Annotated in this window: 5 protein-coding genes and 1 pseudogene; 3 read left to right on the top strand and 3 right to left on the bottom strand. The window is 32.5% G+C overall.

Annotation, left to right across the window (positions count from 1 at the left end; genetic code table 11):
- Both AB1471_RS16515 and AB1471_RS16510 read left to right on the top strand, forming a co-directional pair.
- The coding region (locus AB1471_RS16515; RefSeq protein ID WP_367780861.1) for an AimR family lysis-lysogeny pheromone receptor at nt 1-997 on the top strand (997 nt) is incomplete at its 5' end.
- Nucleotides 994-1,116, top strand: a complete 123-nt coding sequence (locus AB1471_RS16510) for a hypothetical protein (RefSeq protein WP_367780860.1) — start codon at nt 994-996, stop codon at nt 1,114-1,116. The genes AB1471_RS16515 and AB1471_RS16510, both read left to right, overlap by 4 nt.
- A 639-nt stretch (nt 1,117-1,755) precedes the next feature.
- On the opposite strand, the pseudogene AB1471_RS16505 reads toward AB1471_RS16510, so the two are convergent.
- The 3 genes and pseudogenes from AB1471_RS16505 to AB1471_RS16495 form a co-directional block, all read right to left on the bottom strand.
- A pseudogene (locus AB1471_RS16505) lies at nt 1,756-2,666 on the bottom strand (transposase); the annotation flags it as partial.
- Between the two features lie 487 nt (nt 2,667-3,153).
- Nucleotides 3,154-3,285 (bottom strand): hypothetical protein, encoded by a 132-nt coding sequence (locus AB1471_RS16500; RefSeq protein ID WP_367780859.1) that lies wholly within the window; start codon nt 3,283-3,285, stop codon nt 3,154-3,156.
- Nucleotides 3,282-4,448, bottom strand: a complete 1,167-nt coding sequence (locus tag AB1471_RS16495; RefSeq protein ID WP_367780858.1) for an AimR family lysis-lysogeny pheromone receptor — start codon at nt 4,446-4,448, stop codon at nt 3,282-3,284. Before AB1471_RS16495 ends, AB1471_RS16500 begins: the two co-directional genes overlap by 4 nt.
- 725 nt (nt 4,449-5,173) lie before the next feature.
- On the opposite strand from AB1471_RS16495, the gene AB1471_RS16490 reads away from it, so the two are divergent.
- Nucleotides 5,174-5,372 (top strand): helix-turn-helix domain-containing protein (locus AB1471_RS16490; protein ID WP_367780857.1); only part of this gene is annotated, 199 nt, incomplete at its 3' end.

Genomic DNA, 5,372 nt, shown 5'->3' with positions numbered 1-5,372 from the left:
ATGCTTTGAAGAAGAAGAAGAATTAATGCGTGCTTATATTCAAGAGATTCAAGATCCTTTAAACATAAAAATAGCGATGGAATATTGCGATACACACGATATGCGAGAAATGTTGGAGATGCTATGTAATAGGGCCGAATCTAAGGTGAATGAAGAGAAAGATTTAGAAGAGTATATGACTATGTACAAGATCAACATGGAACGAAAAGATCAACAATCTGAAAAATATGTATCAAAAGAATTTTTCAGCAAAATCATTTTTCGAAAAAATGAAACAGAAGAAATGCAAATTTTTCAAGAGATTTTAGAAGTGTACGTTCATTATCAAGAACGAGATTTTTACAAGGTTATAGCCTTTCTACCAAAATTAAAAGTAAAACTTGATCAAAGTCAAAATAGTTACATACAAAACTCTCTAAACATGCGTGTCAATCATTTATTACAAAATGTGTATTTGCGAAGTATATGTGACTTTAAAAAAGTAAGAGAACTAGCACACGAATCGCTTAAAACTTCGATTGGAAAACGATTTGAAGCCTCTGCATATCTACATCTTGGTGATTCTCATATACACGATAAAGATCTTTCACAAGCTATATATTACTTAGAAAAAAGTATAGTACTTTACAAAGAAATAGGCTTGGATTTTGCGGTAAATTGGATGCAAAACAAAATAGAATTAGTTAGTATTAGACGCGGAAGAAAACTTGATCAGATACATATTGATCAGAATGTAGCTTTTAATTACATCATGAATGGTGAAAAAGAAAAAGGTTTAGCACTCCTTGATAAAATAGACGTCACACCTGACAAACTTTATATCCAAGGGATGGCAACGGATAATCCTGATTACTTTTGGAAGTCACTGAATGGATATTTAAAACGTGGAGATAGATTATATGGATTGCTCCCTGTTAAAGAATTAAACAGATTAGGTGAAAATGAAAAAATGATTAATATGATGTATAACAACTTGAAGGAGGTGAAGTATATATGAAAAAATTAGTATTAACTTTATCAGTAGTTACTTTTTCAATGATGTTTGGATTTTTTACTGATGTTACTCCTACTTCTTTTAGTGATGTTGCCCCGTATAGTGATGTTGCCCCGTATTAAAAATATTGCTATAAGAAAGACGCAATCCATCATTGGATTGCGTCTTTCTTATTTAGAGAGAAATTTAATTACTTTTCGTTCTACAAAAAGAACCATTTCAATCTGTTCCGATTGCGGAACAAAAAATTTCTGCATATCAATACAGGAATTTTAATCAAACTTTATTATAAATTATCAATCTTTTTTATAAATTATCGAACTCTTTTACAAATTATCAGACTTTATTTTAAATCAACATTGTCACGGTTAATGCTGAAAAACTAATCATAAGTGTGGATTGAAATAATGTTTGATCAAATATGTCATGTAAATCCTCATTCTATGACAAACAAAAAGAACCCATTTTGAAAAAAGATTGATCAAAATGAATTCTTTCCTTGTGAATTAGTATACAATTTTTATAAAATGTTTGATCAAAAGTTTTCATAAACCTTTCTACAGCAAACGTTTTCTTCAAAATTCCCCTTCTAGAACGGTTAACCTTTTTTTCAAACCATCACAACTTTTTTATAAACGGTACAACTTTTTTCAAGACAATCAAACTTTGTTTTAATCCCACAGTTGGAGTAGGCTTAGATCCTGTACCATATTTATTCCCTTTACTATACCAATTAATTTGACCATCTTCGTATCTATCTAAATTATTTGTACGGTCATACCGGTATCCTTACTTTTTTCAATCAAGGTTTTTAACTGTTTCCCATCATTCTTTTCGCCTGTCGTAATGACGGCTGCGATTATCAATCGTTCCTCACTCATGGCAAGATGTGTTTTATATCCAAAGAATGATGAATCTGCTGTTTTGTGACCAACACGAGCATCTGGATCTACTGATAACTGAAGTTGTTCTGCATGGTCATCCACAGACTCCTTTAACCAATTAAGCTTCTCTTTTACTTTTGGGTATTCACTAATGACACGTTCAGCTTCTACACTTTTAATTAATTGTCCACAGTATTCAATCTGCTCACCAAGTTCGTTCGAACTTGGTTTAGAAGGGAGTTTACGCTTCATGTTTTCATCGATTTGATAAATGGTTTTCCGTAGAAGTTTTGACCGTTCTTGTAAGGTTTCTTTTGGTGATTTTTGATGATAGCGCGCTTTTGTATGAGTAGCATCTACGATAACCGCATTACTTTTAATGATTTCTTTCTCAATAGCAACTTCAACCGTTTTATTAATAAGTAGATCTAGTAGGTTGATATCTTTTAATCGTAGTTTACGGAACTTCGTTAATAAGCTTGAGTCGATGACTTTATCTTCAGGAGCCATATCCAAAAAGTATTTGAAAGATAGATCATACTGAGAACGATCTACAATATCCATATCAGGTAAACTGAAAATCGATTTTAATAATAAATATTTGAACATCCGAATAGGGTGAATGGCGTTGCGACCATTGTCGTGACAATAATTATTTTTAAGTTCTTCATATACAAATGAAAAATCATAAGATCGTTGATCTTTCGAAGCATATTATCTTTCGGCACAACGACATCATAAATCGCTGAATAAGCGCTCAAATTTAAAGATTGTTGGTTCGGCATCATCACAAATCACCTATTTCAGATTGATACCCTTATTATACAATGAATAAAGGGACCATTCGCTTAAAAATTAAGCGAATGGTCCCTTTTAACGTTTCAAGAAATTTTTCAGTGCCCTCGTAGAATACCGTAATCACGCCTTACCCGTTGCCTAATAATAAAGTGTTTAACTTTTTGGGTTCACTTCATTTTAACATGTCTTCATTATCGCCACCATCAAGCACAAGTTTTTCTTCGAGAAGCTCGACTTGTCTTTACGGAACGCTACAACATTTTTCACGTCCCACTCTTTCCTGTTCTTGTTCCGCCACTTCTTTCAATCGTTCATCTAAATCCTTACTACGTTGACGAGATTGTTCCCCTTTTAAAGGAAAATCAAAAAGCGGGTTGATTACCTGCCCTAGTTTTTCATTTTTTTGGATTGGATTGATTCAGATCGATGCTCCTCTTGAACATTAACCAATACCAATAAATGTAACTATTTTTGTATTCACCTTATTTGTCCACCCTGTGGTTCATCTGCACTAGGTGGTCCTACTGCTTGAATATTTTGATTTACTAATGTTGCATCAGTAGCTGAAATAGCTAAGGAAAAAGCTAAAATTAAGAAAAATCTTTTCATGGGTACACTCCCCTTTTTAGGTTGAATTTTTCAAATATTTTATTTGGTAATTGTTCAAAATGGTAATCGCCACATTTTCTAAAATTGTTACTCGCTTGGTTTAAGAGATTTTGTTGAAGCATTTCTGATGATTCACATAATGCCCTGAAAATCGTTGCAATATAAAATTTATATCCTGTGTAGTTCACGTTCTGCATTTCCTTTTTTGCTTGATGTACGTTTCCTTGCACTAAATACAAGAAAGCTTTGTTCAAACTGTGGGTAGGTTCAACTGGTACCTCCCAAAAAATTGATACAAATTCTATGTAAAACTGTGTTTCTCTATAATCCTCAATAAGGTTGCTTTTTAAATACAGTTCTGCTGCTGTCTGTAAATGTGTGATGCAAAGGTTGTAATCATCAAACAAATGTGACATAGCATAGGCGTAATGCGCGGACGCTTTATGTCTATCTCCTGCACCACTGTCTAAAATGTACGAAGCTATTTTTTTTGCTTCTACATATTCACCTTTTTTCAGAAGCGCTCGTGCAAGTAGTTCTTTAATTCGAATTTTAAACTTTTTATACAAGAAGCTCCCTTGTAATTGTTCGATATTGTTCAAAAGAGACAAACATTTTTTTTCTAGTTTTACATATTTCAAATGAACTTCATCATCCTCAAAAACCTGTGAGTTTAAAAGATAAAGAGCTTCTAAAAACTCCTTCAAAAACTCAATTTGAACGTGCTTATAATTTATATTTTTTGTTTCACGAGCTAAATCTGACCAAGTAATTTCACCGTTTCTTGCTTTTGCCATTAATTCATAGATAGATGAAAAGTGAGGCATTTCATTTTTCATTCGCTTCCCTTTAGTAGCTAGGATTTTCACTATATCGAAACGACTTTTTTCAAAAAAATAATCCATGACTTCTTTTAGGTTACTTGCTTTTAGGTCATAGTCAAAACCATAATTGACAACTACTTGTATTTCGCTTTCTGAATGGGGACAATATAGAGCATGGATTTTGAGAATAGAATGCAACGAAGGTTCAGGTTTTCCGCACTGTAAATATTTCAAAAAATTTCCCAGAGTAGTTTTGGACATTATACCTGCTTCTTTTGCAATTTTCCTGTATCCTCGATCATCTTCCAAAATACAATCGCGCAATTCTATTAACTTCAAACTATCCTCCTCCTCATTTCCAAATTCGCTCTCATTATAACACAATTCGTGCTTTTCATCTATTTATAATTCTAAGAATGAATAGGATTAAGATTATTAGATCTTCTGATGGTTCTGATGCAAAAATAGCAAAATCCAGTAATCTCTAAAACTTGGACATACTGATACTAAGGACATGATCAGTATGAAAAATCAATTTAAATGGAAAACTGAAACAGTGGTTCTATTTTTCTATTAAATTGTTTTTGCACCAGAACCATTCCATCTATAGTGAATCAGGATCTATGATTTTTTCCTGAGCAAGCATATATATTGGACGTATATCTGGTTGAACTGCATGTATATAAGCAAGAGAAGTTTTAACCAACAGTATTTCGTCAGATTCAAGACTCAGTCTGATTCCTAACATCAACATCCCTCATTCCTTGTTTTTTTAAAACCTTTGTTCCAGAGCTACCAAAACACATAAATTGATACTTTCGAATTTTTATCGTATACTGGGAGTGAATGATAGTCTTCTCTTTCATTCATCTCATAAAATATCATAGTACATTTTTTAAAAAAATCACTCTAGACTTATTTACCATCCTCTTTCTCCAATCTGTTTCATATTATCTTTATTTTATACGCGAATCGACGTATTTTTTAAGAAAAAAATCTTTATTTACCTTTTGTTGCTCATTTAACCAAAAATAAATAAATATATACTATTGGGGGTGTAGAAAATGAGCATTATCGGAGATAGGTTAAAGGTGCTTCGTTACAAAAGAAAGATTAAAATTCCTACAATAATTAGTGAGCTTAACATTGCTAGAAGCACCTATACAGGATATGAACTGGGACGAAGAAATCCAGATGGGAAGTCACTTGCAAAACTAGCTGATATATTAGATACTTCCGTTGACTATATAGTAGGTGTTACAA

Origin of the sequence: Jeotgalibacillus marinus, assembly GCF_040801915.1 — a bacterium.
GTDB lineage: Bacteria > Bacillota > Bacilli > Bacillales > Jeotgalibacillaceae > Jeotgalibacillus > Jeotgalibacillus marinus.
This window is presented reverse-complemented; position numbering and strand designations above follow the sequence as displayed.

What these genes read in the sequence shown, in the direction of transcription:
- AB1471_RS16500 (WP_367780859.1), bottom strand. Translation starts at nt 3,285, where the DNA reads ATGAAAAGATTTTTCTTAATTTTAGCTTTTTCCTTAGCTATTTCAGCT.
- AB1471_RS16510 (WP_367780860.1), top strand. Translation starts at nt 994, where the DNA reads ATGAAAAAATTAGTATTAACTTTATCAGTAGTTACTTTTTCAATGATG.